Below are 26686 nucleotides of genomic sequence, written 5' to 3' on the forward strand. Positions count from 1 at the left end.
ATATGTCGATTACCAATAAGGACCTCTGGATCGATCCGGCCGCTTCCGAAAAGGAAGGCACGCGCCTCTTCGGCCATCTTCTGCTGTTCGCCATCCTGCTGGTCGCGGTGGTCTTCGTCGCCTGGTCCAACTACGCCGTACTCGACGTCATCACGCGCGGCGAGGCGAAGGTGGTGCCGTCGAGCCAGACGCAGGTCATCCAGAGCCTCGACGGCGGTATCCTTGAGGAGATGCGGGTGCGCGACGGCCAGACGGTCGAAAAGGGCGAGCCGATCCTGATCATCCGCAACGACACCGCGGTGGCGAGCCTCGCCGAACTGACGCAGCGCTTTTACATCGCCCAGGCGGCCATCACCCGCCTGCAGGCCGAAATCGACGGCGTGAAATCGGTCGATGACATCAAGTTTCCGGACGACCTCGTGGCGAAATATCCCGAGAAGGTTGCGGCCGAGAAGGGGCAGTTCACCGTCCGCCAGTCCCAATTGCGCTCGCAGCAGGCGACGCTCAATGACGAAGTGGCGCAGCGCCAGCAGGAAGTGCGCGCGATCGACACCAAGATCAAATCGGCCCGCAGCCTGATCGGCACGGCGCAGAAGCGGCTCGACAACCTCATCAAACTGCGCGCCGCCGGCGGCGCCGGCGAGAACGAGGTGCTCGAAGGCCAGCAGCAGGTCCAGCAGTTCCAGGCCGATATCGAGAACGCCCAGGCCGAACGGCCGGCTGCCACCGCGGCCCTGCAGGCGGCCCAATCGAAGATGGCCGAAGCCGTGCAGACCTACCGTGCCCAGGCGGCGCAGGAAATCGCCAAGCACCAAACCGACCTCTCGACGGTCCAGGAATCGATGAAGGATGCGGGCGCCAAGGTTCGCCGGACGGAGGTTCTGTCGCCCGTCAAAGGCACCGTGAAGGACATCAAGATTCGGACCATTGGCGGCGTCATCCAGCCGGCCCAGGACATCATGGAAATCGTCCCGATCGAGGACAATCTTCTTATCGAGGCTAATATCCGGCCGCAGGACCGTGGTTTCATCGCCCCGGGCCAGCCCGCCAAGATCAAGATCACGGCCTATGATTTTTCGATCTATGGCGGCCTGGACGGCACGGTCGAGGATATCAGCGCCGACGCCATCGAGAATGAGAAGAAAGAGTTGTATTTCCGCGTGCGCTTGCGTACCGATAAGAACTATCTGGTCGGCAAGGAAGGCCAGGAACTGCCCATTATTCCGGGTATGACCGCGTCGGTCGATATTCTTACGGGCAAGAAGACGGTCCTAGAGTATTTGCTGAAACCAATCCTGAAAGCACGCGAGCAGGCACTCACGGAAAGGTAAGAAAAAGTTGCTGCATCAATTGGCTAAATCAGGTAAAAGCTTCGAGTGGAATTGCCTTAAAATATGATTAACGGCTAAACGTGTTGTCTTCCCGGCATCGAATCGACAAGTATTCGTCAGACCGGGGTCAGCTTTGGGGGTAGCGAGCATGATTGAAGTTAAGCGGACGCGCATCACGAAGGCGCTGCTGCTCGGCGCCGTTGTCGGTACGACTTTCGGCGTTGGCATCAACGGCGCGCAGGCTATGTCGCTCAAGGAAGCGATCCAGCTTGTCGTGACGACGAACCCGACCGTGGGCGAGCAGGTGAAAAACCGCCGTTCCATCGACCATGAACTGCGCCAGGCGCGCGGTGCGTATCTCCCGCAGATCGATGCAGAATTCAATGCCGGCCCGGAATTCTCTGAAAATGGCGGCGTCGATCATCCGGATGCCACGCTGAACCAGGGGCCGCACGATCATGGCCGCGTGCTGTTCACGCAGAACGCGCAGATCAGCCTGCAGCAGCCGATCTTCGACGGTGGCCGTATCGACAGCGAAGTCGAGCGCCAGCAGGGCCGCATCAAATCGCAGGCCGAGCGGATCCAGGACGAAGCGCAGGTGCAGTCGCTCGATGCGACCGAAGTCTATCTCGATGTGCTCCGCCACACTGAGCGCGTCTCCAACGCCGAAGAGAATGTCCGCGCTCACGAGGAAATCCTCGGCCTGGTGCAGAAGCGTGCCGAACTCGGCGGCGGCAATATCGCCGACGTCCGTCAGGCTGAAGCCCGCCTCGCGACCGCCCGTTCCAGCCTCATCCAGATCCAGGGCGACCTGCGCAACGCGCAGGCGACCTTCCAGCGTGTGATCGGCCAGCCGGCCACGGATCTCGAGCCTGTGGCCACTGCCGCCGACATGCCAATCCCGGCCGATGTCGAACAGTCGGTTGCCCGCGGCCTGCAGGTCAACCCGAAGGTGCTGCTCGAAAAGCACGACATCCAGGTGGCTGAATCGGAACTCGATGTTGAAGAGTCGGTGTTCTGGCCGCAGGTTGAACTGCAGCTGACCGGCAACACCAGCCAGCACGCCAACGGCCGCGAAGACACCACCTACAATGCTGCCGCTCTGGTGAACGTCCAGTATAACCTCTATCGCGGCGGCGCCGACATCGCCCGCTCGAAGGAGTTCAAGGAGCATATCAACGAGCAGTTGGAACAGCTCCGCCAGCAGGAGCGTGTGGTTGAGGAAGACGTGCGCGTCTCCTGGGCCGATCGCCAGACCCAGCAGGAAAGCATCGCCAACCTTGAAAAGCAGGTCGATGCCAACCAGCAGACCAAGGACGTCTATCAGCAGCAGTTCGATATCGGCCAGCGCGGCCTGCTCGATCTGCTCGATGCCGCCAACGATCTGTTCCTGTCCAAGGATGATCTGATCTCGGCGCGTGTGTTCGAGACCTTCGCCAACTACCGTATCGTCGCCGCTCAGGGCGAGCTGGTGCAGTATGTCGGCGCGCAGATGCCGGCAGAAGCGACGCCTGACGAAGTCAGCTACGCCGAATAAGCGACCGACGCGTCAGCGTCGGCAGGAAATGAACCCCGCGGTATCTGCCGCGGGGTTTTTCCTTGGCCGCGGCGCCGGTGTATCGGTCCGACCGCGGCCGCGCGCCATGATGTCCTGGGGTAGAAAAGTGGAGGCCCGGGCCGGAATCGAACCGACGTACGAGGATTTGCAGTCCTCTGCATGGCCACTCTGCCACCGGGCCTGCGGGCGCCCGCGATGCGGCGCCGAAAGGCGAGCGCACGTATAGAGCCGGAGTGATGCAGGGTCAAGAGTGTGAACGACCGCAAGACCCGTAAAAATATGCGCCATGTCCCTGATTCGGCGCGACGATTCCTGGAGGTCACCGGCTCTTCTTGTCGCAATGCGGCAATATCGCTATAAAGCTGACCATACGGTTGGCCGCGCGGAATCGTGGCCGGCAATCGGCGGTCGGCAGAACAATTGCCGGCGCCGGATCCGGGATGCCAAGGGGTAGGAAATGGTGATGGCAGCAACGACGAATTCCGCGGCGAAGGATTACGCAGCGGCACGGCGCTTCATGGTCGACGGACAGATTCGCACCAACAAGGTGACGGACGAACGCCTGATCGACGCCTTGGCGGAATTGCCGCGTGAGCGTTTCCTCGGCAGCGCACTTCAGGCCCGTGCCTATATCGACGACGACCTGCCCCTCGGCAATGGCCGTTTCATGATGGAGCCGATGGTTCTCGCACGCCTGGTGCAGACGCTTCATGTTCAGCCTGGCGACAAGGTGCTCGTGGTTGGCGCGGCAGGCGGTTATGGTGCGGCCTTGCTGGGCCGATTGGGGGCGAGCGTCACTGCGCTCGAATGCGATCCCGCTCTGGTCGAAATCGCACGCAGTGCACTGGGCGGTGTTGGGGATGTCACTGTCAATCTGGTTTCCGGGCCGCTGAAAGACGGCCACGCGCAGAGTGGGCCGTTCAATGCAATCCTCATCGAAGGTGCCGTTGGCGAAGTGCCGGCACGGCTTCTCGAACAGCTGAAGCAAGGCGGGAAGCTGGTGACGGTATTGCGCGACAATAATGTCACCGTGGGCCGCGCCGTATTGATGGCGCGCGCCGATTCAGGTGCCTTCGGCACACGCGTTCTATTTGACGCAAATACCCCGCTGCTGTCCGGTTTCGAGCCGGTGCCGGCATTCGACTTCTGACGACAGCGATGGTGGAATCTGGCAGTATTCAGATCGGCGTCGCGGCGTTGCAGGATCTCATCGCGACCGGAAGAACGATAGAACTGGTCGATGTGCGCGAACCGTGGGAAGTGGATATCTGCCGCATCGTCGGGAGCAGGGCTATACCGCTGGGCGAGCTGCAGCACTACGCCCCGCAATTGCGCGCTGAGGTTCCATTGATCATGATCTGTCATCATGGGATGCGCAGTCTCAATGCTACAATGTGGCTGCGGCGGAACGGGTTCGACAACGCGATGAATCTGGCCGGCGGCATCGATGCCTGGGCCCGCGAAATCGATCCCGACATGGCGCGTTACTAATTATCCTCTTGAAATTGAACACACCTCGTTAAGAAGGGACGGTTGGGATCATGAAGCGGCGGAATCTTGGGAATACGGCGACGGCGATGTTCGCGGTGATGCTGTGTGGCGCTATTGCGACGCCCGCACTCGCTGTCGATCTCAACGAAGCTCTCGCGCAAGCGTATGCCGGCAATCCCACGCTTGAGGCCGCGCGCGCCCAGCTGCGTGCCACCGATGAAGCGGTTCCCGAAGCGCTGAGCGGCTGGCGCCCGACGGTTGTCGGTCAGGTCGAGGGCGGCAAGACTTGGATCGAGCAGAACACGCCCTTGATGCTCGATCAGAATCTCGATTCCCGACAGTTCGGCGTCACCGTCTCGCAGCCGCTCTTCAGCGGCTTTGAAACCGTGTCCGCGACGTCTGCGGCGGAGAACAGAGTGTTGTCCGGCCGCGCCAATCTCGCCGACACCGAACAGCAGGTGCTGCTGCAAGCCGTGCAGGCCTATATGCAGGTCGTACGCGACCGCGCCGTGCTGGAACTCAACCGTAACAACGAAAATGTCATCGGCCAGCAACTGCAGGCGACGCGCGATCGCTTCGATGCCGGCGAGGTGACGCGTACCGACGTGGCGCAGGCGGAATCGCGCCTGCAGGGCGCGATTGCCGACCGCATCGCTGCCGAAGGCAATCTCACGGCTTCGATCGCCATCTATCGTCAGGTAATCGGCGAAGAGCCGACCGATCTCAAAATGCCGGACACGAAGATCGATATTCCGGTGAACAAGGACGAGGCGGTTGCCCAGTCGATCAATACGCCGGCGGTGGTTGCCGCGAAGTATCAGTCCGACGCCGCTAAAGACGATATCGACGTTGCCTTCTCCGAATTGCTGCCGACAGTCTCGATCGAAGGATCGTGGACGCGCAGCGAAGAGCAGAGCTCCGAAGATCAGTCCATGGATACGGGCCAGATTCTGGGGGTGCTGCGCGTGCCGCTTTATCAAGCGGGTGCTCCGGACGCCCGCGTGCGGCAGTCCAAGCAACTCTATCAGCAGAGCCGTCGTCAGATCGACGAAGCCATCCGCGCCGGCGAACAGACCGCGGTCGATGCCTGGCAGACCTATGAAACGGCCTTGGCGCAGATCGATTCGTTCAAGGAGCAGGTCCGGGCGACCGAAGTGGCCCTTGACGGTGTGAAGCAGGAACAGCAGGTTGGTGCGCGGACAGTGCTGGATGTGCTCGACGCCGAACTCGAGGCGCTCAATGCCAAGGTCAGCCTGGTCCAGGCCGAGACCAACCTCGTGGTTGCGCGTTACCAGGTTCTAGCCTCGGTGGGGCGTTTGACGGCCAACAATCTTGCTCTCGATGTCGGTGTCTACGACCCGCAGGAGCATTATGACGACGTGCGCAACAAATTCATCGGGACAGGCTCGTCGGTCGAGTAGGGCAGGCAAGGCTGGGTTCCTGGGTTTGGTTGGGCCGGCCATATCTAGTGGAACCCAACGGCGGATTTCCCATTTCTTGAGAAATACCAGTAAAGACGTTACGATAGCCGACATCGCTGGGGGCGACTCGGTTCGGCATGACGATTGCTTGCAGGCAGTCGGAACTGCGGTGCCGGGCAAGAGTGACCCGGTCAGGGATTGGTGAATGTCGGACGCCAAGGGTAATCAAGAACCGTCGATGGAGGAAATTCTTGCCTCCATCCGGCGCATCATCTCCGAAGACGGCGAGCCGAAGGAAGAAACCGCGGCTCCGGCCGTCAATGGGCATGCCGAAGAGCCGGAGGATGACGACGCCCTTGTCTTGACGGATATGGTCGTCGGCGACAGCAATGTTGTCGAGCTGAAGGAGGAGGAGCCTGCAGCGGTGCCGCCAGCAGCCCCTGAGCCGATAGCAGCGCCGCCCCAGGCCGTTCAAGAGCCTCCTGAACCTGAGCCGTTGCCCGAGCCCGAACCGGCCGTCCCGGAGGATAGTGCCGAAGACATCGAATTGGATGTCGCCGAACCGGCAGTGGACATGCCTGAGATTCCGGCCGAACCGGCGATGGCAGATAGGCCGGCTCCCATGGCGGATGCCGCTGCGGAAGGCGAGCTTGTCTCGCCTGACGTTGCCGCGGCCAGCGCTGCGACAATGGCTCAATTGATGGCGCGCAAGCCGCAGACGGCTCAAAGCCGGGCAACCTCTCTCGACGGGCTGCTGGTCGAAACATTGGTACGGCAGGCGATCGAACCGATGCTAAAAGACTGGCTCGATGAGCATCTGCAGGAGATCGTCGAACGGTTGGTGCGCCGTGAGGTCGAACGGCTGTCGCGCAAGGCCGAACTCAGTTAAGTCGGTCGCTTTTCGACCCATCCGCAAGGTCCGGTGAACCTTTTGCCGCAGTTTGACTGGGGCGTCGGGATCGTTATAACTCCCGCCAACGCGTTAATTCCGTCATATAGAGGTTGTCCCAGCGATGCTGGAAAAGACGTTCCAACCCGCCGAGGTTGAGAAGAAGCACTACGATGCCTGGGAAAAGTCCGGGGCCTTTGCCGCCCTCGCGACGTCCAACAAGGCCCCCTATACCATCATGATGCCGCCGCCAAATGTGACGGGCAGCTTGCATATGGGGCACGCTCTTACGTTCACGCTGCAGGACATTCTCGTCCGCTATCAGCGCATGAAGGGCCGGGACGCCCTGTGGCAGCCTGGGACCGATCATGCCGGCATCGCCACGCAGATGGTGGTGGAGCGCCAGCTCGCCGAAAAAGGCATCAAGCGCACGGATCTCGGCCGCGAGAAGTTCCTGGAGAAGGTCTGGGAATGGAAGGCGGAATCCGGCGGCACCATCACCCGTCAGTTGCGCCGCCTGGGGGCCTCGCCCGACTGGCCGCGCGAGCGCTTTACGATGGATGAAGGGCTCAACAATGCCGTGCGCCGGGTGTTCGTCGAACTCTATCGCCAGGGCCTCATCTATCGCGACAAGCGCCTGGTGAATTGGGATCCGAAACTGCACACGGCGATCTCCGATCTCGAGGTCGTGCAGAAGGAGACCAAGGGCAAGCTATGGCACCTGCGCTACCCGGTCGATGGCCAGCCAGGTCGTTACCTGGTGGTCGCCACGACGCGGCCTGAGACGATGCTGGGCGATACCGCCGTCGCCGTGAATGCTGATGATCCACGCTACCGGGATCTCATCGGCAAGAATTTGAAACTGCCGCTATGCGATCGCCTCATTCCAGTTGTCGCCGACGAACATGCCGATCCGGAAACCGGATCTGGGGCCGTGAAGATCACTCCCGCACATGACTTCAACGACTTTGAAGTCGGCAAGCGGCACAACCTGCCGATGATCAACATCTTCGATCGTGACGCAAAGCTGAACGACGATGTGCCGGCGAAGTATCGCGGTCTCGATCGCTTCAAGGCGCGCGAGATGGTGCTGGAGGATCTCGGTGCCCTCGACCTCGTTGAGAAGATCGACGATCACACTTTGATGCTGCCCTACGGTGATCGTTCCAACGTCGTCATCGAGCCGTGGCTTACCGATCAATGGTACTGCGATGCTTATAAACTGGCCCAGCCGGCGATCAAGGCGGTGGAAGAGGGCAAGACCGTCTTCGTGCCGAAGCAGTGGGAAAACACCTATTTCGAATGGATGCGAAACATCCAGCCCTGGTGCATTTCGCGACAGCTATGGTGGGGCCATCAGATTCCTGCGTGGTTCGGCGCCGACGGCGAAGTCTTCGTCGCGTTCGATGAAGTGGAGGCGAAGGCCGCGGCCCTTAAGCATTACGGCAAGGAAGTCGAGCTGACGCGCGATCCCGACGTTCTCGACACCTGGTTCTCGTCGGCACTCTGGCCATTCTCGACCCTGGGCTGGCCCGACCAGACGCCGGAGCTTGCGCGCTATTATCCGGGCGACGTACTCGTCACCGGTTTCGACATCATCTTCTTCTGGGTCGCCCGAATGATGATGATGGGCATCCACTTCATGGGCGATGTACCGTTCCGCACGGTCTATATCCATGCGCTTGTCCGTGACGAGCATGGTCAGAAGATGTCGAAGTCGAAAGGCAATGTCATCGACCCATTGGATATTATCGACAAATATGGTTGCGATGCCTTGCGCTTCACGCTCACCGCCTTGGCGGCGCAAGGGCGTGACATCAAGATGTCCGAGCAGCGGGTCGAAGGCTATCGCAACTTCGCCACCAAGCTTTGGAACGCAACGCGCTTTTGCCTGATGAACGAGTGCAAGGCCGACCCAGCCTTCGATCCGGCCAGGGTTGCGGCGCCGGTAAATCGCTGGATGATCGGCCGCCTGGCCATCTGTGCCCAGGCGATCGATCAGGCCATGTCGCAATATCGCTACAACGATGCAGCTGGTGCGCTTTACCGTTGTATATGGAATGAGTTCTGCGACTGGTATGTCGAGTTCACCAAGCCGATCATTCAGGGCGATGACGCGATACTGAAGGCCGAGACGCGGGCCTGCACCGCCTGGGTGCTTGGGCAATTGCTGCACCTGCTGCATCCCTTCATGCCGTTCATCACAGAAGAACTCTGGCCGCAGCTCGGCAGTGCCAACACCAGTCTCCTGATCGGCGAGCCGTGGCCAGACTTCTCCAATTTACCACTCGATCAAGAGGCGGGCGCAGATCTCGATTGGGTCATTCGCCTGGTATCCGAAATCCGCACGCTGCGGGCCGAAATGAACGTCCCGCCGGCGGCCCAGGTGCAGATCCATCTGCGTGATGCCGGTAACCGGACGCAGAGCCGCCTTTCGGCCTACGGTGACCTTGTCCGGCGCCTTGCCAGGATCGACCGGATTGAGTTCATCACCGGGGACGGTCCAAAAGGCGCAGCTCAGATTGTGCTCGACGAAGCAACGATCCTGCTGCCGCTGGCCGGGGTAATCGATGCCGAAAAGGAACGTAATCGGCTCAAAAAGGACCTGGACAAGGCTGCTGGCGAAGCTGAGAAGATCGCGCGCAAGCTGGGCAACGAGCAGTTTGTCGCCAAGGCCGATCCGGAAGTGGTGGAAGAACAGCGCCAACGTTTGGCCGAAATCGAGCAGACGCGTGACAAACTCTCTCAGGCCCTCGGTAGGTTGGCAGCGATTTAGCCTCTAAATCAGGGGCTTGCCCGGGCTCTCATAGCCGCCATAATGGCTCGATGCGGCGCTTCAGCCTGACCATGGGCCTGGCGGTCCTTGCCAATTTGTTGCTGGCCGTTCCGGCGACGGTGGCGGCTGCCCCAATTTCCCACGGCGGGCTCATCTTCTCGGATGAATTGGGCGGCTTCAACCTGATCTCGGTAAGCGGGACAGGGACGCTGGAAGACCCTATCGTTGTTGTCGAGGAAATCACCGGCGACCGGGCCGTTGCTCTGACTATCCGCAATTTCGGACGCGATTTCGGCAATCGCATCGGTTCGCAGCACGTTTCCGCCTTCGCGATGAAGAAGATCGTCGTGAACAAGAGCAATCACGTCTGGCGCAACTACCAGATGGAGTTGCGTGAGGTCACGACGCGTCATTCGCCGTACGGTGACGGGCTGAGCTTCGGCCAGAACTCCTTCATCGGCACCAACTACACCCGCAGCAATTTCTCGAACATCCAGCGCTTCGACGAACCTGAGGATACGCTCGGCTTCAGCGGCGCGGAGGTGGCGCCGGGGGAGCAGGCCGAGTTCAGTTTCATTGTCAGCGACATGTCGCCCGTGTCCGTGTTTTATCTGATGCAGTTGCCGCTGCAGCCCTTGTCCAGGACCGAGCCAACATACGATGCTGCCTGGGCGTCGGCTATACGATGACCGTCATTCCGGATTCGTGCCTTGATTCACTGCAGGACCAGCGTCTGGTTCGGCTGCTTGCCTACTGGCGATCCAAATGCGGTGCGGCGCGCATACCCGAGCCGTCGGCTATCGAGCCGAGCGAATTCAAGTTCATTCTGGGCTATGTCACGCTGGTGGATGTGAAGCGCCAACCGCGCCGCTATCTTTTCCGTCTCGACGGATCCGTCCTCGCCGCCCTTTCAGGTATGGACTATACGGGAAAATACTTGGACGAACTTGGCATGCCGGAATATTGCGCCTTCGTTGCGGCGACTTACGACAATGTCGTCGACCGGGTGGCACCCTATGCCTATCGCAAGCGCGGGGCTTTCGACAAAGTGTCTTTCTCCGAGGAGACGGTGATCCTGCCACTGGGCAAGGGCGGGGAAGTGCTGCGCCTGATGGTGGCGGTGATTCCCGGCGCTCGTTCCGGTTCCAATGGTAAGCTACTGATCTGACATGAATATCCGTTCGCTGAACGCGTAGGGCTATGCGCAAAAAGCTGTGGCCGAAGCGGATTGCCCAAACTATCGTGGCCCCGGTTCAGGCCATTGTTGCACCCCGTCCGACGAGGACCGCATGACAGCCCGCTTCGACAAGTCGAAATTGCCGAGCCGCTATGTGTCAGTTGGCGCCCAGTCTGCGCCGCACCGATCCTATTATTACGCTATGGGTATGACCGAGAAGGAGATCGGCCAGCCTTTTGTCGGCGTGGCGACCACCTGGAATGAAGCGGCGCCATGCAACATCGCCCTCATGCGCCAGGCCCAGGCCGTGAAGAAGGGCGTCAAGGCGGCCGGCGGGACGCCGCGTGAATTCTGCACCATCACGGTAACGGATGGCATCGCCATGGGTCATGCCGGTATGAAGTCTTCTCTGGTCAGTCGCGAGGTCATTGCCGACTCCGTTGAACTGACCATGCGCGGTCATTGTTATGACGCAATCGTTGGCCTTGCCGGCTGCGACAAGTCGTTGCCCGGACTGATGATGGCCATGGTGCGCCTCAATGTGCCATCCATCTTCATGTATGGCGGCTCGATCTTGCCGGGTCGTTACAAGGGCAAGGACATTACGGTGCAGGATGTGTTCGAAGCGGTCGGGAAGCATTCCGCCGGTACGATGTCGGATGCCGACCTCCACGACATCGAATGCGTGGCCTGTCCGTCGGCGGGCTCTTGCGGCGGCCAGTTTACGGCGAACACAATGGCCTGCGTTTCCGAAGCAATCGGCCTTGCCATTCCCGGTTCGGCCGGTGCGCCAGCGCCTTATGAAAGTCGCGACGCCTATGCGGAGGCGTCGGGTCAGCAGGTAATGGATCTTATTGCCCGGAATATCCGTCCGCGCGATATCGTAACGCGCAAGTCGCTGGAAAATGCAGCGCGCGTCGTGGCGGCCTCGGGCGGATCCACCAATGCCGGCCTGCATCTGCCGGCAATCGCCCATGAATGCGGAATCGAGTTCGATCTGCACGATGTCTGCAAGATTTTTCGCGAGACCCCCTATATCGCCGATCTCAAGCCTGGCGGCCGTTATGTCGCCAAGGATATGTTCGAAATTGGCGGCGTGCCAGTGCTGCTGAAAGCGCTGCTCGATGGCGGCTATCTGCACGGTGATTGCATGACCGTAACCGGCAAGACGATGGCCGAGAATCTGTCTGGCTATAAGCTGCCGGCCGACCAGGATGTCATTCGTCCCGTCAGCAATCCGCTGTCGACCACCGGGGGTGTTGTCGGCCTGCGTGGCAATCTGGCCCCGGAAGGCGCCATTGTGAAGATCGCCGGGATGAAGAAGCTGGGCTTCACCGGTCCGGCCCGCTGCTTTGACTGCGAGGAAGACGCGTTCAGGGCCGTTGATCAACGCATCTATAGGGAAGGCGAGGTGCTAGTCATCCGTTACGAGGGCCCGCGTGGCGGTCCCGGCATGCGAGAAATGCTGTCCACGACCGCGGCGCTCTATGGCCAGGGCATGGGCGATAAAGTGGCGCTCATCACCGATGGCCGCTTCTCGGGAGCTACGCGCGGCTTCTGCATCGGCCATGTCGGGCCGGAAGCGGCCGTTGGCGGTCCGATCGGGCTCCTGCGCGATGGCGACATGATCACAATCGACGCCGCCAAGGGGACCATCAGCGTGGCGCTTTCCGACACGGAACTGGCCGAACGCCGGGAAGAATGGAGGCCGCGTTCGACGAACTATCAGTCCGGCGCGCTTTGGCGATATGCCCAGACTGTTGGAACGGCAGAGAAGGGCGCTGTCACCCATCCGGGCGGCAAGGCCGAAACCCACATTTTTGCAGACATATAGAGGCAATTGAACATGTCGCTGACTTTCTTTTTCGGTTCCGGCTCTCCCTATGCATGGAAAGTCTGGCTGGCGCTCGAACACAAGGGCATCCCTTTTGAGGCGAAGCGTCTGAGCTTCGACAATAACGACACCAAGACCCCGGAATTCCTGGCCATTAATCCGCGCGGGCGCGTGCCGGCCATTCTTGATGATGGCTTTGCCCTTTGGGAATCCTCTGCGATCATCGAGTATCTTGAAGAAAGATATCCCGCAAAGCCGCTCTTGCCGAAAGATGTGAAGGCTCGGGCGATCGTTCGCCGAATGGTCAACGAGGCCGACAATTATCTGTCCGCCGCCAGCAATGAGCTGCTGGAGCAGGCCGTCTACCTGACCCCTGCTGAGCGCGACCCGGAGAAGTCTGCCACAGCGAAAAAGCTGATGATGGACGAGCTTGACCGGCTGGCGAAATGCTTGACGGGCGACTTCCTGGCCGGCGATCTTGGCCTGGCGGACTATGCTGCCTATCCCTATGTTCGGATGGCGCAACGGGCTGAAGACAGGGCGCCCGGGTTCGGTGTGGCGCGTTCGGCCATGCCAGCCAAGATTCGGGACTGGCTCGGCCGGATCGAAGCCTTGCCTTATTATGCGCGTACTATCCCGCCCCATTGGAAGGGCTGACGTTAAGCTAGGAGAACGCTCATGCGTGCGGTTGGTATCGTTATTCTCGGTCTACTGGCTGCCTTCCTCATCTGGGCGTTCTCCAGCATCAATGCGATTCCCAGCAAGGAAGAAAGCGCCCATGCCAGCTGGGCGCAGGTATTGAACCAGTATCAGCGTCGTGCCGATCTCGTTCCCAATCTGGTGGCAACCGTCAAAGGCGCGGCAGATTTTGAGAAGTCGACCTTGGAAGCGGTCGTTCAGGCACGCGCGAAAGTGGGAACGATGCAGCTTCCCAGCGACCTCCTCACCAATCCCGACGCAATGCGGGCGTTCGAGGCCAATCAAGGGGCGCTGACCTCGGCACTGTCGCGCCTGATGGTCGTGGCGGAACAGTACCCCACTCTCAAGGCGACGGAAGGCTTCCAGACGTTGCAGGCACAGCTGGAGGGCACCGAAAATCGTATCGCCGTGGCGCGCAAGGATTATATCGATGCGGTGCGGGTTTATAATACAGAATTGAAGACATTCCCCGGCGTGGTATGGAAGAGCTTCCTTTATGCCGACCGCGAGCCGATGCAGCAGCTCCAAGTGGAACCGGCCAAACAGGAAGTACCGGCAGTCGACTTTGGTACAACAAACAACTAGGTGCCTGTATCGGTCGAGTGAACGGCCTTGCCGGCGCTCGATCGGCACCCGGTTGGGAACTCTGGGGACCGGAGGATCGAGGGCTTCGATCGTCTCAGGTGATCGGCAATTCCGATCTCATCGTGTCTATTCACGGCTTGCGGAAAAAAACGACGCGCGGGAGTGAGGTGCAGGCCCGGGTTCCTGACTGTGCGGGGTCTGATACCTGATCCGTGTTTGGCGGATATTGGGGGAGCGGGCAGAAAATGGTGAAAGCGGTACGAAATTTCTTCGCGGTGTTTCTGCTGTCCCTTGCTGTTCCGATGCTGGGGGCAGCGACGTGTCGCGCCGGAGACCCACCTCTGCCGGCGCTGACCGGCCGCGTGGTGGACAGGGCGGATATTCTTTCGTCCAGCACAGAGGCAGCGCTTGCAGCCAAGATCGACGCACATGAGAAAGCGACCACCGACCAGATTGTCATTGTCACCTTGCCGGATTTGATGGGCCGGCCGATCGCGGATTGGGGGCTGATGCTGGGCCGGGGCTGGGGCATTGGTCAGAAAGGGAAGGATAATGGCATCGTCTTTCTGATCGCGCCAAACGAGCGCGAGCTGCGGATCGAGGTCGGTTATGGGCTGGAGGGCAGCCTGCCGGATGCCACTGCGAACGAGATCATCCAGTCGGATATCATCCCTCATTTCAAGCAGGGCGACATGGAGGCCGGCGTTGTAGCGGGACTCGATGCGATATTGGCGGTCCTCGGCGGAACCTACCAACCATTGGCGCGCCCGTTGAGCGACAACGGCACCGACTATGCGCCCATCGTCGATACACTTGTGCCGATCTTTTTCTTCATTGCCTTCGCCGGCGTCGGTATTTCAATGAACCTGCGGCGCCGGTGGGACAAGACGCGCAATCGCTACGTCTGGTATATCGCTCGCAGCACCGGTTCCAGCTCCGGCTTCAGCTCGTTCGGTAGGTCAGGCGGAGGTTTTTCCGGCGGCGGCGGCTCATTCGGTGGCGGGGGTGCCAGTGGCAAATGGTAGGACCAATCCATGATAAATGATCGGATGCGCCAGCGTATTGAAGACGCTATTGCGGCCGCGGAGGCGACGTCGCGGGCGGAGTTGGTAGCCGTGATCGCCAAACGTGCGGGTGATTACCGGGCGACAGGTCTGGCTTTATCGACCATCGGCTCCTTCGTCGCAGGTGTCGCTGTGTGGCTGTTGCTACCTTGGTCGAGCACGAGCGAAGTTCTGCTCAGCGAGTTCGGCATCTTTTTGACACTGCTGGCATTGCTCGAGTTGACGTCGCTGGGCGACGCGCTCACGCCACGTCATTTCAAGACGGAAGCGGCGCGGCGTCTGGCGCGCGCGACTTTTCTGGAGCAGGGCCTAGCCGGTACAACTGAGCGCAATGCCGTTCTCTTTTTCGTCAGCTTGGCTGAACATCATGTCGAGATTATTGCCGATTGCGGCGTCGACGGAAAAGTTCCGGCGGGGCAATGGCAGAATATCGTCGATACGTTCACAGCAAAGGTGAAGGCCGGCGAGGTGGAGGCCGGTTATCTCGGTGCAATCGCCGCTCTCAAAGATATTCTTACCGCCCATTTTCCGTCGGGTGGTACATCGCACAATGAACTTGGCAATCGCCTCGTGGAGCTATGAAGCTTCGGCGATGACCCGATTACGGCCATCCTTCTTCGCGCGATAGAGTGCTTGATCGGCGCGTGTGATGAATGATTCCAGCTGCTCCCCAAGACGATAGCGTGCAACGCCGATTGACATTGTGACTGCACCGTAAACCTGGCCGGTCGTCCTGTTCTTCAGTGAGTGCGCGCCGAGGCCGGTACGGAACTTGTCCGCCTTGTCGATAGCGTCGGCCAGCCTTGTTTGCGGCAACAGCAGAGCGAACTCCTCGCCACCGTAACGGGCGGCGCTGTCGCTGCCGGTCACGGTCTGCTTCAATCTGGCGCCGACCAGCTTCAGCACTTGATCGCCGACACGATGCCCGTATGTGTCATTGAATTTCTTGAAGTGATCGATATCCATGATAAGCAGGCACAGATCGGTGCGTTGTTCCGCCGCCTGCTGGGCGCGGAACTGGATGGCGAGGTCGAAGCTCTTGCGATTGCCGATGCCGGTAAGCGCATCGGTCAGCGCGTCGCGCCTGGCTTGGTCGAGACGTGTCTGCAGCGCCGAAATCTTCTGGGAACTCTGGCTGAGTTGTGCCTCCAGCGTCTGGTTGCGCTGGCCGATCAGCTTCGTGGCATTGATCAGCTCGCCTACCAGATCTTTCATGGCGGCGGGGTCGATCCGCCCGGTACTGAGCGAACCGCTGGCCTTGTGCAACGTCTTGCCGAATTCGTTGGCGTCGAGTCCAGCCTGGGCGACCTGCCGGATCACGTCAGCCAGGGTGTTCTGCAACTCGTCGCCAGTCTGCTGCAACCGTTCTTCCGCCGCCGGTTCGCGGAAATATTTGTCGAACAGTTCCTGTATGTTGCTTGAGGAAATTGTCTTTCCGCTCAGGAGCAGGGTATCCAGTTCACGGCGCAGTTCAGGAACAGACCCAGACAAGTAATTATACCAGACGCAGAAATTCCCCGGTGTTGGAGAAATCTCGCGCATGGCCATTTCCGCAATGGCTGTCGCAGCGTGTTGCGTCGCGGTATCGACATCCTCGATCATGAAAATCGGTGCTTGAGCCATCGCGAGTCGGTACTTCCATATCCCCAAGGCGGGCGAGGATTTCACAAAGGGCAAGCTGCGCCAAGTATTGATTATCTTCCCAAAATCCATTTGGGTATCGGCGAACATATAGTTTGGGTCTGAGAAGGCAAAGAAGCATGGCCAGAATCGCGATCGGTGGTTTCCAGCATGAAACGAACACGTTCGCGCCGGTGAAGGCGACCTACCAGGATTTCGAGATGGCCGATGGCTGGCCGGGCCTGACAAGAGGCGATGCCATCTTCGAGGTCTTTCGAGGCATCAACCTGCCGCTGCCAGGCTTTATCGAGCGGGCCAGGGCAGCTGGGCACGATCTTGTTCCACTTCTATGGTGCTCGGCTTCCCCTTCGGCCCATGTCGAGCGCGATACGTTTGAACGGATCTCTGGGGATCTGCTGAACCTCATTCGCCAGCAGCCGAAACTGGATGGCCTCTACCTGGATCTGCATGGCGCCATGGTGAGCGAACATCAGGAGGATGGCGAAGGCGAACTTCTTGAACGGATCCGCGCCATTGTCGGTCCGAGCCTCCCTGTTGTCGTCAGCCTCGATCTGCATGCCAACCTGACGCAGCGCATGCTGCGCCATGCATCGGCGCTGGTCGTGTGTCGGACCTATCCGCATGTCGATCTGGCGGAAACCGGCACGCGCTCGGCTGAACTGATGGACCGGCTGCTGCGTCACGGGCCGTTGGCAAAGGCCATGCGTAGGGCCGAGTTCCTGGTGCCATTGCCATGGCAATGCACGCTGATTAACCCGGCGGCGGCTCTCTATCGCGTCGTCGAGGAATCCGAAGGACCGGGCAGGGCGGCAAGTGCATCGTTTGCGTTTGGCTTTCCGCCCGCCGATATCGCTGAATGCGGACCGGCCGTGGTCGTCTATGCCGACAGTGCCGTCGAAGCAGAACGCGAAGCGGACCGGCTGATCGGCATGGTCAATGCCGCCGAGAAAGAATTTGCCGGTAAAATCTGGCAAAAGGACGAAGCCGTCCGCTACGCAATAGCCAGGAGCGCTAATGCGACCCGGCCGATCATCCTGGCCGATACACAGGACAATCCCGGCGCCGGTGGCAATTCGGATTCCGTGGACCTCCTCGAATCCTTGGTGACATTGAAGGCGGAAGGAGCGGTGTTCGCCAACCTCTACGATCCGGAAACGGCGCGTATCGCGCACGAGGCAGGATTGCATGGCAGTTTCGAGCGCGGGATAGGCGCCTGGTGCGGATCGCCGGGTCTGCAGAAGTTCCGAGGGCGTTTCAAGGTCTTGGGCCTGGGTGACGGCAACTTCAAGGCGACCGGGCCGTTCTACCGTGGCAATAATATGCAATTGGGGCCGATGGCGTTGTTGGAGTTAGGCGGCACCAGGATTGTTGTCACCAGCCGCAAACAGCAGGCCGCGGATCAGGCGATGCTGCGTCACGTCGGGGTCGAACCGGCCGAGGCGAAGATTTTGGCGCTGAAGAGTTCCGTGCATTTCCGCGCCGATTTTCAGCCGATCGCCGAAGAAATCCTGATCGTCGCGGCTGCCGGCGATAATCCAGTCGACAATTGCGCGCTACCGTACCGGCATCTGCGCAAGGGATTGCGCCTGATGCCGCTAGGTGAAGCCTTTCAAGGCTTTTCTGCAACCAGCAGAACGTAGTCGCCCAGGGCATCGCTGTAGGATGCGGCTATTTCCGCAAAGCGGCCGCTGCTGAGGTCGGCATCGAGCTTGGCGAGGCCTTCGCCAACTTCCTGGGCGAGGTCGAGCGCCGTGAAGGCGAAGATATTGCCGCGCACTTTGGCATCGAAATAGAGTTCGGGCCGGTGTTTCCCACAATAGAGCACGAAATCGACCGGCCGTTCAGGCACGTTGAACGGAACCAGCTCAACCAGTCGCAAGCCGGTGAATTGCAGCGATGCCTCGATCCTGTCGCGTCCGGGCATGCGTTCGACAGCGCGGCGCATGAGTTCCGGAAAATAGGCATTGAGCCAGAATTGTTCGGCCTGTTCCGGCAATGCGGTGAAAGCGACGAACCGCGCGCCAGACCGGAGCACCCGTGCAATCTCGGAAAAGACCGCGTCGAAGTTCTGCAGATGGTGCAAGGTCATGGTACAGAAGGCGCCGGCAAAACTGCGATCGGCAAATGGCAGGGCCTCGGCATTGCCGGCAATCCAGTCGAGGCGCGGTTCCTTGGCGCGTGCGCGCCGCAGCATCAGGGTGGATTGATCCAGCCCGATCGTCACCACATGCCGGTCCGCAACGGCGATGGTGTAGTTCCCCGTTCCACAGCCGATATCGAGGACCGGATTTGGAAATTCGACAGCTAGGAGCTTGGCAATTTCAGCCGCCAGGTTCGGGTCGGCGCGGCGCGTGCGGTCGTAGCCACTGCCGATACGGTCATAAATAGCGCTTGTGCGTTGATAGCCGGTCATGAATTCAACAGGTTCCCGACGGCACGCGATAACGGCGAGGCGGCATCAGCCAGATCGCGGGTGATGGAAAAGTGATGACGGTTGGGTACGATCATCAACTCGCTTTGGACCTCGGCGGCGACAAGCTTGGCGTGATAGTTGCGCGACTGTTCTATCCAAAGCGACGGCTCGTCGCCACCGACCGCCACCAGGCAACGCGCTTTGTTCCGGATCGGCAGAAGCTGTGGCGAAAGCGCCGCGATATCGGCGGGTCGAAGCCGCACCTCCAACTGTACCGGCAGCAGCGGGACGGGGGCCAGATCGTATATTCCAGTAATCAAGGCGGCGGCACGAATGCCGCTGGCGGGAAAATCCGAACCAGCCCACTCGTGCTGCAATGCCATGGCACATATATGGGCGCCCGCGGAGTTCCCGGCAACAATGATGCGGTTGGGATCACCCCGCATTTCCGCCGCATGGGCTCGCACCCACTGCAAAGCTGCGCGGGTCTGGGCCAGCAACCCGGCCAATGTCGCGTTGGGGCAGAGATCGTAGCCGACGAGCGCTACCGCCGCACCGGCATACAGAAGAGGGGGCGCGATATTGGTGTAGTGCTCCTTCGACAAGGCGCGCCAGTAGCCGCCATGCATCCAGACAATCACTGGGGCATTCGGCTCCCTGGCGGGGAACAGATCGAGCAATTGCCGTGGGCCGGGTCCGTAGCGGCGGTCGAGTTCGCCGCGCCCCTGGCTTGCCAGATCCTGGCGAACGCGGGTGGAGGCGGCGAGGTCGTCATTCAGCCAGGTTTCATGGTCCGGAACTGCAATTCTGGGCATGAAATGCTGGTTCAGCGCCTCGTCCGAGAGCGCCGTCAGGTCCACTTTAGGCACCATTCCCTACCTTAAGTGATTGATTTGCAGCATAATTGACAGGTGTTCTGAAAAAGTCCAGAACTCCATAGAGGTAAATGTCGGTATCATAATACCACAAGTTAACTCATTGAATTTGCTGGGATGAAGTATCTCTGCCGACGACATTCCCGTTGACACATCCTGGTTCACCCATTATTACCCGCGGCGAGAGCGAAGGGGCGGTCCCTTCGACGGCAATTACGCTTGAGTGAAGTGTCATGAAGACCTTTTCCGCCAAGCCGGCCGAGGTGGTGAAGAAGTGGGTCCTGATCGATGCCGAAGGCGTCGTTCTCGGCCGACTGGCGTCGATCGTCGCCAACCATCTGCGCGGCAAGCACAAGACCACCTATACGCCGCATGTCGATTGCGGTGACAATATCATCATCATCAATGCCGAAAAGGTCCGTGTCACCGGCAACAAGCTGGAAGACAAGGTCTTCTACTATCACACCGGCCATCCGGGTGGCATCAAGGAGCGTGCCTGGGGGAAGATCCTCAGCAGCAGGCATCCCGAGCGCCTGATCATTAAGGCTGTCGAGCGCATGGTCCCGCGCGGGCCCCTCGGCCGCGCCCAGATGAAGAACCTGCGCGTCTATGCTGGCGCCGCTCATCCGCATGAGGGCCAGTCGCCCGTGACGCTCGACGTCGCCGCGATGAACCCGAAGAATAAGAGGATTGCGTAATCATGGCGCAAGAACCGCAGAAGATCACCGATCTGAAGGATCTCCGCAGCGCCACGCGTGGTGTTGCTGCTGCTACTGCTCCGGCCGCCGCGCCGAAGCACGAGCGCAAGGTCGACGCCCAGGGCCGCGCCTATGCCACTGGCAAGCGCAAGGATGCCATTGCCCGCGTCTGGATCAAGCCGGGCACCGGCAAGATCTCGGTCAACGGCCGCGACGTGACGGTCTATTTCGCCCGTCCCGTGCTCCGCATGATGATCAATCAGCCATTCGGCATCGTGAACCGCGCTGGCCAGTTCGACGTCACCGTCACCGTCGTCGGCGGTGGTCTCTCGGGCCAGGCCGGTGCCGTCCGTCATGGTATCAGCAAGGCGCTCACCTATTTCGAGCCGGACCTTCGTGGTGCGCTCAAGGCCGAGGGCTTCCTGACCCGCGACAGCCGTACCGTCGAGCGTAAGAAGTACGGCCGGGCCAAGGCCCGCCGCAGCTTCCAGTTCTCGAAGCGCTAAGCGCGTCTACTACCCAAGTCTTGGCAAAAGGGGTGCGCATTGCGCACCCCTTTTTCTTTGGGCAATATCCAACGCCACATGCAGAGGGCGACATGGCAAAGACGGTTTTCATCGACGGCGAGGCCGGTACCACTGGACTCGGTATCCGCGAGCGGCTGCAGAATGTTGCGGGCGTCGAACTCAGGAGTTTGAGCGGCGACAAGCGCAAGGATCCGGAAGCGCGCCGCGCCCTGATGGCCGAGGTTGATCTGGCGGTTCTTTGTCTGCCGGACGATGCTGCCAAGGAATCCGTGACACTCGCCGACAGTCTCGGCGACAAGGCGCCAAAGATCCTGGATGCCAGCACGGCCCACCGGGTGGCACCTGGCTGGGTTTATGGTTTTGCAGAACTGGCGGCCGGGCACGCCGGAAGGATCGCTTCGGCGGCAAAGGTAAGCAATCCGGGCTGCTATCCGACCGGCGCCATTGCCTTGCTGCGGCCGCTCGTCGATGCGGGGCTGATGCCTGCTGATTATCCCGTCACGATCAATGCCGTTAGCGGCTATTCCGGCGGCGGCAAGTCGATGATCGAGGCACACGAGCGTGACGGCGGTCCCGCTTTCGAACTCTATGCTCTGAGCCTGGTACATAAACATGTGCCGGAGCTGATGGCTTTTGGAAGACTGATGCGGCGGCCGATTTTCGTCCCGTCGGTCGGTCATTTCCGCCAGGGCATGCTGGTTTCGATCCCGCTTCATCTCGATACGCTGCCGGCAAGGCCGAAAGCTGGCGATCTCAAAGCCGCGCTGGTGGCGCATTTCGCCGGGGCCGGGCAGGTGCTGGTGTGCGAGGCGGAGGCCAGCGGGAAACTGGAGCCGGAAGCCCTCAATAATACCGACAAACTGGAGCTGCGCGTCTTTGCCAACGAAGCTGAGCACCAGGCCGTGCTGGTCGCCCGGCTCGACAATCTGGGCAAGGGCGCTTCGGGCGCCGCTGTTCAGAACATCCGTCTTATGTTGGATATCTGACCATGTCTGGAATCGTACTGCCGTATCGGAGCGTGCAGCCACGGATTGCACCGGATGCGTTCGTAGCCACTACCGCCGTGATTGTCGGGGCGGTCGAGATCGGTGCCGAGGCATCGATCTGGTTCGGCTGTGTCTTGCGCGGCGATTCAAATTCGATCCGTATCGGTGCCCGGACGAACATTCAGGACGGCACGGTGATCCACGTAAATCACGAGCGTGAAGGGGCCGTGGGCACCAAGACGACGATCGGGGCAGATGTAACCGTGGGGCATATGGCCCTGCTACATGCCTGCACAGTCGAGGACGGCGCCTTCATCGGCATGAAGGCCTGCCTGATGGACGGTGTCCATGTCGAAAGCGGCGCCATGGTTGCTGCCGGCGCCCTGGTCACTCCGGGTAAGCGAATCCGCCGAGGGGAACTCTGGGCCGGCTCGCCGGCCAAGTTGATGCGTCCGCTGACGGAAAAGGAAATGGCATACTTCGCATACTCAGCCAGGCATTACTGCGAAGTCGCTGCGCAGTACCGGAACGCTTAGCTTTCTCCTATCAGCTGGATTGGAACTCGATAGATATCGTTGCGTGCGCCGGAGACTGGCTGACAGTGGCCGTCAGCTGATCTGGCGCGCGACCATAGAACGCATGGGCCTGGGCGGTCAGGGTGCCAAGCCAGCTTGAATTTCTGCCATCCGCGACCGACTATCGGCTCGACGACGGCCGGCATCCAGTTCTTCCCCTCGTCCGTACTGATATCGACGTCTATCACGCCGCCGTCAGCCCAGGCCCATCCCCATACCGCGATCGGCCCTCCTGTCTTAAGGCGATCGCCAGGCGCCGGCGAGACGATAATCGATTCCGGAGCGATTGCCCAAACAGGCAGCGTGCCGATCTGGCGCCCCGATATGTCCCTTACCACATCGTTATACAATCGCGTGGTGAATGGCCCGATCGCTCGCGCTTCGGCCAGGATAAGTTGCACGAGCCATTTAACGCTGTTTGTGCCGTAAAACCCCGGTATGACAAGGCGCGCCGGGTATCCGTTCTCCGGTCGAAGCGGTGCACCATTCATTTCATAGGCGATCAGAATATCTTCTTTTACTCGACTGAGCGGTACATCTTTGACATAGCTATGCGGCTTTTCATCGTTCAACGTGCCGACGTCGGCTCCGCGGGCCCACAAGAAGCCAGCGGCCGGATCTGGATGACAATTCTCTAGAACTTCTGAAAGACGGACGCCACCCCAGGTCACGTTACAGACGCGACGGGTTGCGACGTCAGGCTGCAGCGGGCTGCCGCAGCATTGATGGATGCTGGTGATCTCCGTCTTGGGAAAATTCACCAGCTCGTCAAAGGTGATGCGTTGGGGATGCCGCACCAATCCATCGACCGCAAGCACCCAGGTCTCGCTCTGCAGGCGGGCAACGCCAAAGTGGCAAAGAACTATCGTATCGTCGGCATGGGTAATCCGATCTCGCAATTCATGCGGGCGTCGCGGATGATGGATGACAGGGCGTGCAGGTGCCAAGTCCGTCACGGAACGGCTCTCCGCTTCTAGTCGGTATGACAACGCATCGACGGCGTAACGCCACAACGCACTGTATGCTCAATATCTGCACGACCCAATCCGATATCCGCCAGCATATGGTCGGAGAATGTGGATAGAGTCTTGATGTCGCGGCGCGTTCGGTGCTCGGATAAGGTCCGAGTGAGAAGCCGTCTGGATGAAGCGATGAGAATGGATGGCCATACACCGAAACTGGATGCCGCAACGCGTGGACCGCGGATGCGGATGGTGACCAATGATCTTCTCATGACAAATCTCCGTCAAAATATTCGTTCTAGCGCTCTCTGAATCTGGGTTGATAGGACGCCCGCTTCACCGAAGCTGACGGTGCCTGATAGTTAGTGTCCGGCCGGCGTGCCGACAACTCGCCGGCAATGCGATACGCTCTACCGGAAAGCGGGAGAATAGGCATGGATCGATTGGACGATCTTGAGGCGTTCCTGGCCATTGTAGAGAGCGGTAGCCAGACTGCGGCCGCTCATCGCCTCGGACGCTCTCTTCAAGCGGTTAGCCGATCGCTGATAATGTTGGAACGCGGCATCGGGATAGAATTGGTAAGGCGCACGACTAGGCAGTCGATTCCGACCGAAGCGGGCTTGGCTTTTTATCGCCGGCTGAGGCCTGCCTTGACGGAAATCAGCGAAGCAAGGGCGGAGGCTGTGGACCGGCGAGCGGAGCCGTCGGGCCTCTTGCGTATCGGCGCGCCGGCTGCTTTCGCACCCGCTTATGTTGTGCCCGCCATCAATGAGGTTATGGAACGATATCCGAAAATTGAAATCGATCTCAAGGTTTCTGACCGGAAAGTCGATTTGGTAAAGGAGGGTCTGGATCTTGCAATCCGAATCAGGGAACTACCGGATTCACAGTTGAAAGCGAAACGGCTCGGTGAGCTTCGGGTGGTCACCTTTGGCGCCGCGTCGTACTTCAAACGCATGGGGCGGCCGACCCATCCCGAGGAGCTTGCCCAACATCAGTGCGTCTTGAGAACCGCTGAGGATCGAACATCGTCCTGGGCGTTCCGCGTTGGTGAAAAATCGAAGAAAATCCCAATTCATGGACGCTTTCGATCCGACAGCGCGGCAGCGATCCTGGCTGCTGTTGCAAACGGGGTCGGAGTTGGGATGCTGCCACTATGGCAAATCAGAAATCTTGTGGACGAGGGGGTCGTGGAGGTGATCCTTGAGAAATACGAAGGGCCTCGTATTCCTATCTATGCAATCTGGCCGGCATCCAAGATTCGCCCGACCAAAGTGCGCATCCTGGCCGATGCCCTGACCAGGCGCATAAAGCTGGCCCGTCTTTGATGAAAGCTCGTCCCAGGCCGCGCTAGATCGCCCGGATATTGAGAAGGAACCGTTCGACTTCTTGACGCAAGGCTTTAGCTTCGTCAGCGAGATCGCTGCTGGATGCAAGCATTTGCCCGGCAGCGCTACCAGTGTGGCCGGCGGCATTGGTGACAGTCAGGATGCTCGACGACATGTCGCGCGTACCGCTGGCGGCCTGCTCGACGCTGCGGGCGATTTCCTTCGTAGCGGCGCTTTGCTCTTCGACCGCGGCGGCGACCCCTGAGGTGATCTGATTGATTTCTTCGATCGTGCCGGCAATGCCCTTGATCGCGTGAACGGCCTGTTCGGTCTCGCTCTGAATGCTGTTGATCTGCTGCGAAATATCGTCGGTGGCCTTGCCGGTTTGCGTTGCCAGGTTTTTGACCTCCGAAGCGACCACAGCAAACCCTTTGCCGGCCTCCCCAGCGCGCGCCGCCTCGATTGTGGCATTGAGGGCCAGCAGATTGGTCTGGCTGGCGATATCGGTGATCATCTGAACAACGGCACCGATCTTCTGCGCGGCATCCGCCAGATGTTGCACCTGGGCATTGGTGGCCAGCGCCTGGTTCGCTGCATCGCCTGCGATCTGGCGGGACCGCAGCATCTGCGAGCCGATCTCGCTGATCGATGCGGCGAGTTCTTCGGTGGCCGCGGCCACCGAGTTGACACTTTCGGAAGCTGCTTCCGAGATGTTGCTGACATGCGTGGCTTCGGCCGCCGTCTGTTCGGCGACCTGGGACATCGATTGCGCCGTCTTTTCCATGGCCGCAACGGCACCCACGACCGTCTCAAGCCGCTTGGTCACCAGATGGTCGAAGTCCCGGCACAGGCTTTCGATACTGGCAGCGCGTTTCTCGCGCCGCTGGCGATCCTCGGCCTGTTGCTGGCCATAGGCCTGCGCCTTGACTGCATTTTCCTTGAAAACATCAAGGGCGCTTGCCATGGCGCCGACTTCGTCAGTGCGGCCCAGGGCGGGAATGGCGATTTCGGTTTCACCATCGGCCAGACGCGCCATGGCATTGCGCATTTCAGCGAGCGGTCGCACGATCGATCGTGCCGTGAGCAGCAGGCAGACACCCAGCACAAGGGCCGCGACGGCGGAAACGCCGCCCGCAAGCCACAGCTGTCCGGCATAAGCCTGCCCCACGCTGGCCTCGGTGCTGCGGCCTGTGCCATCGAGCTTTGCGGTAAGATCGCTCATCGCGACCGCAATCGTATCGGAGAGTTGCAGAAACGGCGCGAGCAGGTCGTTTGCCTTATAGTTCTCGGTAAAACTCTGTGTAACGAGCGCCTTCGCCTGGCTGCCGAAATCGGTGAGCGCGGCGACGGCAGCCTGTGTTTCGGTTTGAATCTCGGCCGGGAGCTTGGTGTTGCCAGCCAGTTCCTGAAGCCGCTGTGTCAAACGGTCGAAATGCTCCGCTGTCGCGGCTTCGAGCTTGGGCTGCATGTCCTTGTGGCCGGCACGGCCTTCGCGCAGGGCGGCCAGCACGTCGCCGCTCAGTGCAGCGCGCATCAGATCGGATTCCAGCTGGCTGCGCAGGGCACTGGCGACAGCCGAGACGTCCGTGGCGCCGTCGCGTGTGCGGGTCATCCCAACAATGCCGACGGCGCTGGCAACGACAACGAGGATAAGGGCGATGATTCCCGACCAGAGGAGCTTCTGTTTGATTGTCATGAGTACAGCCTGCGCGGGTGGAGGTGGCGTGTTTTACGGCTATCGGCCTGTCTTTGATTGGGAACGGCAGAGGTCGATGCGATCGAAATGCCGGGGCCAGCGTTGCTGCGCCACATGCCGAGCAGACCGAAACCGGCAGTTGCGAGAAGCGAGGCGACTG

The 26686-nt window shown here is 60.3% G+C and carries 26 protein-coding genes and 1 tRNA gene; 20 read left to right on the forward strand and 7 right to left on the reverse strand.

What is annotated here, in order from left to right:
- Window positions 1–2: 2 nt before the first annotated feature.
- Complete coding sequence (locus ACE3TY_RS09610; RefSeq protein ID WP_374652806.1) at window positions 3–1331, forward strand: HlyD family type I secretion periplasmic adaptor subunit; 1329 nt, start codon at window positions 3–5, stop codon at window positions 1329–1331.
- 148 nt (window positions 1332–1479) lie between these two features.
- Window positions 1480–2868: a TolC family outer membrane protein gene (locus ACE3TY_RS09615; RefSeq protein ID WP_374652807.1), complete on the forward strand. Its 1389-nt coding sequence runs from the start codon at window positions 1480–1482 to the stop codon at window positions 2866–2868.
- 128 nt (window positions 2869–2996) lie between these two features.
- On the opposite strand, the gene ACE3TY_RS09620 is transcribed toward ACE3TY_RS09615, so the two are convergent.
- A tRNA-Cys gene (locus ACE3TY_RS09620) sits at window positions 2997–3070 on the reverse strand.
- Window positions 3071–3352: 282 nt separating this feature from the next.
- Here ACE3TY_RS09620 and ACE3TY_RS09625 point away from each other — a divergent pair.
- The 12 genes from ACE3TY_RS09625 (at window position 3353) to ACE3TY_RS09680 (ending at window position 15407) form a co-directional block, all read left to right on the forward strand.
- The gene (locus ACE3TY_RS09625; RefSeq protein ID WP_374652808.1) at window positions 3353–4039 is read left to right on the forward strand and encodes a protein-L-isoaspartate O-methyltransferase; all 687 of its coding nucleotides are present in this window, start codon (window positions 3353–3355) and stop codon (window positions 4037–4039) included.
- An 8-nt stretch (window positions 4040–4047) separates the two neighbouring features.
- Complete coding sequence (locus ACE3TY_RS09630) at window positions 4048–4380, forward strand: rhodanese-like domain-containing protein (RefSeq protein ID WP_374652809.1); 333 nt, start codon at window positions 4048–4050, stop codon at window positions 4378–4380.
- A gap of 50 nt (window positions 4381–4430) precedes the next feature.
- Entirely contained in the window at window positions 4431–5801 is a 1371-nt protein-coding gene (locus ACE3TY_RS09635) for a TolC family outer membrane protein (protein WP_374652810.1), read from the forward strand.
- 205 nt (window positions 5802–6006) lie between these two features.
- Window positions 6007–6690 carry a DUF2497 domain-containing protein gene (locus ACE3TY_RS09640; RefSeq protein ID WP_374652811.1) on the forward strand — a complete coding sequence of 228 codons (684 nt, stop codon included), beginning with the start codon at window positions 6007–6009 and terminating at the stop codon, window positions 6688–6690.
- 124 nt (window positions 6691–6814) lie between these two features.
- Window positions 6815–9466, forward strand: a complete 2652-nt coding sequence (locus ACE3TY_RS09645) for a valine--tRNA ligase (protein WP_374652812.1) — start codon at window positions 6815–6817, stop codon at window positions 9464–9466.
- A 50-nt stretch (window positions 9467–9516) separates the two neighbouring features.
- Entirely contained in the window at window positions 9517–10155 is a 639-nt protein-coding gene (locus ACE3TY_RS09650) for a hypothetical protein (RefSeq protein WP_374652813.1), read from the forward strand.
- On the forward strand, window positions 10152–10634 hold the full coding sequence (locus ACE3TY_RS09655; protein WP_374652814.1) for a PAS domain-containing protein: 483 nt from the start codon (window positions 10152–10154) through the stop codon (window positions 10632–10634). The genes ACE3TY_RS09650 and ACE3TY_RS09655 overlap by 4 nt, the downstream gene beginning before the upstream one ends.
- Window positions 10635–10755: 121 nt before the next feature.
- Window positions 10756–12477 (forward strand): dihydroxy-acid dehydratase, encoded by a 1722-nt coding sequence (gene ilvD, locus ACE3TY_RS09660; protein ID WP_374652815.1) that lies wholly within the window; start codon window positions 10756–10758, stop codon window positions 12475–12477.
- Window positions 12478–12489: 12 nt separating this feature from the next.
- Entirely contained in the window at window positions 12490–13134 is a 645-nt protein-coding gene (locus ACE3TY_RS09665; protein ID WP_374652816.1) for a glutathione S-transferase family protein, read from the forward strand.
- A gap of 21 nt (window positions 13135–13155) precedes the next feature.
- A complete protein-coding gene (locus ACE3TY_RS09670) occupies window positions 13156–13761 on the forward strand; it encodes a LemA family protein (protein WP_374652817.1) in 606 nt (201 codons plus the stop codon).
- A 245-nt stretch (window positions 13762–14006) separates the two neighbouring features.
- Window positions 14007–14786, forward strand: a complete 780-nt coding sequence (locus ACE3TY_RS09675; RefSeq protein WP_374652818.1) for a YgcG family protein — start codon at window positions 14007–14009, stop codon at window positions 14784–14786.
- Window positions 14787–14810: 24 nt separating this feature from the next.
- Window positions 14811–15407, forward strand: a complete 597-nt coding sequence (locus ACE3TY_RS09680) for a TPM domain-containing protein (protein WP_374652819.1) — start codon at window positions 14811–14813, stop codon at window positions 15405–15407.
- Here the strand turns inward: ACE3TY_RS09680 and ACE3TY_RS09685 are convergent.
- Window positions 15402–16556, reverse strand: coding sequence for a diguanylate cyclase (locus tag ACE3TY_RS09685; RefSeq protein ID WP_374652820.1), 1155 nt, complete (start codon window positions 16554–16556; stop codon window positions 15402–15404). The two genes, ACE3TY_RS09680 and ACE3TY_RS09685, sit on opposite strands and share 6 nt — an antisense overlap.
- A gap of 29 nt (window positions 16557–16585) precedes the next feature.
- On the opposite strand from ACE3TY_RS09685, the gene ACE3TY_RS09690 reads away from it, so the two are divergent.
- A complete protein-coding gene (locus ACE3TY_RS09690) occupies window positions 16586–18106 on the forward strand; it encodes a M81 family metallopeptidase (RefSeq protein WP_374652821.1) in 1521 nt (506 codons plus the stop codon).
- On the opposite strand, the gene ACE3TY_RS09695 is transcribed toward ACE3TY_RS09690, so the two are convergent.
- A complete protein-coding gene (locus tag ACE3TY_RS09695; protein ID WP_374652822.1) occupies window positions 18076–18879 on the reverse strand; it encodes a class I SAM-dependent methyltransferase in 804 nt (267 codons plus the stop codon). The two genes, ACE3TY_RS09690 and ACE3TY_RS09695, sit on opposite strands and share 31 nt — an antisense overlap.
- Window positions 18876–19739 carry an alpha/beta hydrolase gene (locus ACE3TY_RS09700; RefSeq protein WP_374652823.1) on the reverse strand — a complete coding sequence of 288 codons (864 nt, stop codon included), beginning with the start codon at window positions 19737–19739 and terminating at the stop codon, window positions 18876–18878. Before ACE3TY_RS09700 ends, ACE3TY_RS09695 begins: the two co-directional genes overlap by 4 nt.
- Window positions 19740–19987: 248 nt before the next feature.
- Between ACE3TY_RS09700 and rplM the strand changes: the two genes are divergently transcribed.
- The 4 genes from rplM to ACE3TY_RS09720 all read left to right on the forward strand — a co-directional run bounded on the left by rplM (window position 19988) and on the right by ACE3TY_RS09720 (window position 22501).
- Window positions 19988–20452: a 50S ribosomal protein L13 gene (gene rplM / locus ACE3TY_RS09705; RefSeq protein WP_374652824.1), complete on the forward strand. Its 465-nt coding sequence runs from the start codon at window positions 19988–19990 to the stop codon at window positions 20450–20452.
- 2 nt (window positions 20453–20454) lie between these two features.
- Complete coding sequence (gene rpsI, locus ACE3TY_RS09710; RefSeq protein ID WP_374652825.1) at window positions 20455–20958, forward strand: 30S ribosomal protein S9; 504 nt, start codon at window positions 20455–20457, stop codon at window positions 20956–20958.
- A gap of 92 nt (window positions 20959–21050) precedes the next feature.
- A complete protein-coding gene (argC, locus tag ACE3TY_RS09715; RefSeq protein ID WP_374652826.1) occupies window positions 21051–21965 on the forward strand; it encodes an N-acetyl-gamma-glutamyl-phosphate reductase in 915 nt (304 codons plus the stop codon).
- Between the two features lie 2 nt (window positions 21966–21967).
- Window positions 21968–22501, forward strand: a complete 534-nt coding sequence (locus tag ACE3TY_RS09720; protein WP_374652827.1) for a gamma carbonic anhydrase family protein — start codon at window positions 21968–21970, stop codon at window positions 22499–22501.
- On the opposite strand, the gene ACE3TY_RS09725 is transcribed toward ACE3TY_RS09720, so the two are convergent.
- Both ACE3TY_RS09725 and ACE3TY_RS09730 read right to left on the reverse strand, forming a co-directional pair.
- On the reverse strand, window positions 22498–23496 hold the full coding sequence (locus ACE3TY_RS09725; RefSeq protein WP_374652828.1) for a molybdopterin-dependent oxidoreductase: 999 nt from the start codon (window positions 23494–23496) through the stop codon (window positions 22498–22500). The two genes, ACE3TY_RS09720 and ACE3TY_RS09725, sit on opposite strands and share 4 nt — an antisense overlap.
- A 17-nt stretch (window positions 23497–23513) precedes the next feature.
- Window positions 23514–23774, reverse strand: a complete 261-nt coding sequence (locus ACE3TY_RS09730) for a DUF1127 domain-containing protein (protein ID WP_374652829.1) — start codon at window positions 23772–23774, stop codon at window positions 23514–23516.
- Between the two features lie 162 nt (window positions 23775–23936).
- On the opposite strand from ACE3TY_RS09730, the gene ACE3TY_RS09735 reads away from it, so the two are divergent.
- Window positions 23937–24830, forward strand: a complete 894-nt coding sequence (locus ACE3TY_RS09735) for a LysR family transcriptional regulator (RefSeq protein WP_374652830.1) — start codon at window positions 23937–23939, stop codon at window positions 24828–24830.
- Between the two features lie 22 nt (window positions 24831–24852).
- Here ACE3TY_RS09735 and ACE3TY_RS09740 read toward each other — a convergent pair whose 3' ends face one another.
- On the reverse strand, window positions 24853–26526 hold the full coding sequence (locus ACE3TY_RS09740) for a methyl-accepting chemotaxis protein (protein WP_374652831.1): 1674 nt from the start codon (window positions 26524–26526) through the stop codon (window positions 24853–24855).
- Between the last annotated feature and the right edge of the window lie 160 nt (window positions 26527–26686).

The organism is Dongia sp. (genome assembly GCF_041918875.1).
GTDB lineage: Bacteria > Pseudomonadota > Alphaproteobacteria > Dongiales > Dongiaceae > Dongia.

What these genes read in the sequence shown, in the direction of transcription:
- ACE3TY_RS09650 (WP_374652813.1), top strand. Translation starts at nt 9,517, where the DNA reads ATGCGGCGCTTCAGCCTGACCATGGGCCTGGCGGTCCTTGCCAATTTG.
- ACE3TY_RS09665 (WP_374652816.1), top strand. Translation starts at nt 12,490, where the DNA reads ATGTCGCTGACTTTCTTTTTCGGTTCCGGCTCTCCCTATGCATGGAAA.
- rplM (WP_374652824.1), top strand. Translation starts at nt 19,988, where the DNA reads ATGAAGACCTTTTCCGCCAAGCCGGCCGAGGTGGTGAAGAAGTGGGTC.
- ACE3TY_RS09730 (WP_374652829.1), bottom strand. Translation starts at nt 23,774, where the DNA reads ATGAGAAGATCATTGGTCACCATCCGCATCCGCGGTCCACGCGTTGCG.
- ilvD (WP_374652815.1), top strand. Translation starts at nt 10,756, where the DNA reads ATGACAGCCCGCTTCGACAAGTCGAAATTGCCGAGCCGCTATGTGTCA.
- ACE3TY_RS09740 (WP_374652831.1), bottom strand. Translation starts at nt 26,526, where the DNA reads ATGACAATCAAACAGAAGCTCCTCTGGTCGGGAATCATCGCCCTTATC.
- argC (WP_374652826.1), top strand. Translation starts at nt 21,051, where the DNA reads ATGGCAAAGACGGTTTTCATCGACGGCGAGGCCGGTACCACTGGACTC.
- ACE3TY_RS09645 (WP_374652812.1), top strand. Translation starts at nt 6,815, where the DNA reads ATGCTGGAAAAGACGTTCCAACCCGCCGAGGTTGAGAAGAAGCACTAC.
- ACE3TY_RS09655 (WP_374652814.1), top strand. Translation starts at nt 10,152, where the DNA reads ATGACCGTCATTCCGGATTCGTGCCTTGATTCACTGCAGGACCAGCGT.
- rpsI (WP_374652825.1), top strand. Translation starts at nt 20,455, where the DNA reads ATGGCGCAAGAACCGCAGAAGATCACCGATCTGAAGGATCTCCGCAGC.
- ACE3TY_RS09630 (WP_374652809.1), top strand. Translation starts at nt 4,048, where the DNA reads ATGGTGGAATCTGGCAGTATTCAGATCGGCGTCGCGGCGTTGCAGGAT.
- ACE3TY_RS09615 (WP_374652807.1), top strand. Translation starts at nt 1,480, where the DNA reads ATGATTGAAGTTAAGCGGACGCGCATCACGAAGGCGCTGCTGCTCGGC.
- ACE3TY_RS09695 (WP_374652822.1), bottom strand. Translation starts at nt 18,879, where the DNA reads ATGACCGGCTATCAACGCACAAGCGCTATTTATGACCGTATCGGCAGT.
- ACE3TY_RS09685 (WP_374652820.1), bottom strand. Translation starts at nt 16,556, where the DNA reads ATGTTCGCCGATACCCAAATGGATTTTGGGAAGATAATCAATACTTGG.
- ACE3TY_RS09610 (WP_374652806.1), top strand. Translation starts at nt 3, where the DNA reads ATGTCGATTACCAATAAGGACCTCTGGATCGATCCGGCCGCTTCCGAA.
- ACE3TY_RS09690 (WP_374652821.1), top strand. Translation starts at nt 16,586, where the DNA reads ATGGCCAGAATCGCGATCGGTGGTTTCCAGCATGAAACGAACACGTTC.
- ACE3TY_RS09640 (WP_374652811.1), top strand. Translation starts at nt 6,007, where the DNA reads ATGTCGGACGCCAAGGGTAATCAAGAACCGTCGATGGAGGAAATTCTT.
- ACE3TY_RS09735 (WP_374652830.1), top strand. Translation starts at nt 23,937, where the DNA reads ATGGATCGATTGGACGATCTTGAGGCGTTCCTGGCCATTGTAGAGAGC.
- ACE3TY_RS09625 (WP_374652808.1), top strand. Translation starts at nt 3,353, where the DNA reads ATGGCAGCAACGACGAATTCCGCGGCGAAGGATTACGCAGCGGCACGG.
- ACE3TY_RS09680 (WP_374652819.1), top strand. Translation starts at nt 14,811, where the DNA reads ATGCGCCAGCGTATTGAAGACGCTATTGCGGCCGCGGAGGCGACGTCG.
- ACE3TY_RS09675 (WP_374652818.1), top strand. Translation starts at nt 14,007, where the DNA reads ATGGTGAAAGCGGTACGAAATTTCTTCGCGGTGTTTCTGCTGTCCCTT.
- ACE3TY_RS09670 (WP_374652817.1), top strand. Translation starts at nt 13,156, where the DNA reads ATGCGTGCGGTTGGTATCGTTATTCTCGGTCTACTGGCTGCCTTCCTC.
- ACE3TY_RS09720 (WP_374652827.1), top strand. Translation starts at nt 21,968, where the DNA reads ATGTCTGGAATCGTACTGCCGTATCGGAGCGTGCAGCCACGGATTGCA.
- ACE3TY_RS09635 (WP_374652810.1), top strand. Translation starts at nt 4,431, where the DNA reads ATGAAGCGGCGGAATCTTGGGAATACGGCGACGGCGATGTTCGCGGTG.